This window comes from Alkalibacterium iburiense, from assembly GCF_039521845.1.
Lineage (GTDB): Bacteria > Bacillota > Bacilli > Lactobacillales > Carnobacteriaceae_A > Alkalibacterium > Alkalibacterium iburiense.
Genome location: NZ_BAAACW010000119.1, coordinates 1,105 through 2,900, shown reverse-complemented (window position 1 = coordinate 2,900; position 1,796 = coordinate 1,105). Strand labels below are relative to the sequence as shown.

At 38.0% G+C, this 1,796-nt stretch carries 3 protein-coding genes; 2 read left to right on the top strand and 1 reads right to left on the bottom strand.

Annotation, left to right across the window (positions count from 1 at the left end; genetic code table 11):
* The coding region (locus ABDZ53_RS09760; RefSeq protein WP_343756019.1) for a hypothetical protein at window positions 1-184 on the top strand (184 nt) is incomplete at its 5' end.
* A gap of 87 nt (window positions 185-271) precedes the next feature.
* Here the strand turns inward: ABDZ53_RS09760 and ABDZ53_RS09755 are convergent.
* Window positions 272-964 carry a Crp/Fnr family transcriptional regulator gene (locus ABDZ53_RS09755; protein WP_425541703.1) on the bottom strand — a complete coding sequence of 231 codons (693 nt, stop codon included), beginning with the start codon at window positions 962-964 and terminating at the stop codon, window positions 272-274.
* Between the two features lie 111 nt (window positions 965-1,075).
* Between ABDZ53_RS09755 and ABDZ53_RS09750 the strand changes: the two genes are divergently transcribed.
* The coding region (locus ABDZ53_RS09750) for a sulfite exporter TauE/SafE family protein (RefSeq protein ID WP_343756015.1) at window positions 1,076-1,796 on the top strand (721 nt) is incomplete at its 3' end.

Genomic DNA, 1,796 nt, shown 5'->3' with positions numbered 1-1,796 from the left:
GCCCAGCCATTTATTTTTTAACATAAATGGCTGGGCTGATTTATTTAGACTGAGTTTTTTCCCAGTCCCTACTTTAGACATGCCTTTTAATTTAAAGTGGTTATTAACTCGGGTTTGTGACTACTTTAGAGAGATACATTTCTCTAAAGTGGTAACTGATACTGAGTATAACTTGATTAGTTAATTGGTTTAATAATAATCAGAAATTTAGACTTTCCTGATAAATAAAAAAATTCTCGAACACACTAAAAGTGCTCAAGAATTTTAGCTTTTAATCTAAAAAGAGTAAATTATCTTCATCTAAAATTTTAAATTTCTTTGTGCTCAATCGTTTGATAAGATTCATCTCTTCTAATTCTTTAAGTTTACGGCTGACTGTTTCCGGTGTTGTCCCCAAATAAGAAGCCAGATTCTTCTGACTCATAGGCAGCACCACCACATCACTTTTGCCTTCTGGATCCATTAAATCCACTAAATAAGAAGCTAATCGCTGATCAGTCGATTCAGTTGAAAAACGAGTGGCCTGTTGTTCCGACTCATCAATCCGAGAGGACAAGGTCTGGAGAAGCTTCATGGCTATAGCCGGGTATTTTTCAAGTAATCCTTGGAGTGAAGCACGTGAAATCTGACAAACACTTGTATTGACCATGGCTTCAGCGTAATGCTCATGAACGGTTTCATTGAATAAAGCCAGTTCTCCTGTAAAATCACCTGGTCCGAGAATTCTTACCAGCTGTTCTTTTCCAGAATCAGACAAACGGTAAATTCTGACATTGCCTTTATTTACAATCGTTAATACCTCTGACGTCTCACCGGCTCTATAAATAAGCTCTCCTTTTTCATAGGTAGTGGACTGGACGACCTGCATAATTTCATCCATCTGCTCTTCTGTTAAATGGTTAAAAATAGGAACTAGCCTAACGCAGCCCCTATGAGATAAATGGTGATGTTGAGACATAATCATTCTCCTTTAAATGAGCTAAACTCTCATTGTCATCTGTGCTACTATAAGTATAGCATACACATCGTATATAGAAATTGATGCTGATCAAGTCTCATATCATTTGGAGGACATATGAATTATTCACTCATTTTACTCGTCGTAGGAGCTGTGTTTTTAGGCTCTCTCACCCGCTCAACATTTGGTTTCGGGGATGCCGTTGTCAGCATGCCCCTATTAGCTTTGCTTCCCATCCCCTATTCAGAAGCGGTTGCCTTAGTGGGTCTAGTCGGTTTTACAGTTGCCTTGTTTTTTGCTTTTTCAGGATGGAAAGATAAAGACTCGGCTGTTTTGAAGCAGATGAGTCTCGCCACTCTTTTAGGGATTCCTTTCGGCTTGCTTCTTATCCGTTTTGCTTCACAAAGATGGATCAGTCTATTTTTAGGACTCTTACTTATAGCTTACGCTCTTTACTCTTTATTAGGACCAAAAGCCCACCAACGTTCTATCCAAAAGACATTCGAGAATAATTATTACTCCATTCCTTTTGGATTTGCTTCCGGGATGTTAGGCAGTGCTTATAATTTGAATGGAACACCAATCGTTCTCTATGCGACTTTAAGAAACTGGTCACCTATAGCCTTTAGAGGAAATGTGCAGTCTCATTTTATCATTTCCAGTTCCTTTATTTTAATCAGTCATTTTTTAAGCGGTTTTTGGACAATAGAAGTCGGAGTCTATTATCTCTTTTCTATCCCGGCAGTGTTAGGCGCTATTTGGATAGGCAATTTTATCTACGGGAAAATCGACACAGAGAATTTCAAAAAATACGTGTTTTATTCTATTTTCGTACTAG

Coding starts and splice junctions, on each gene's coding strand:
- ABDZ53_RS09755 (WP_425541703.1), bottom strand. CDS start 964: ATGATTATGTCTCAACATCACCATTTATCTCATAGGGGCTGCGTTAGG.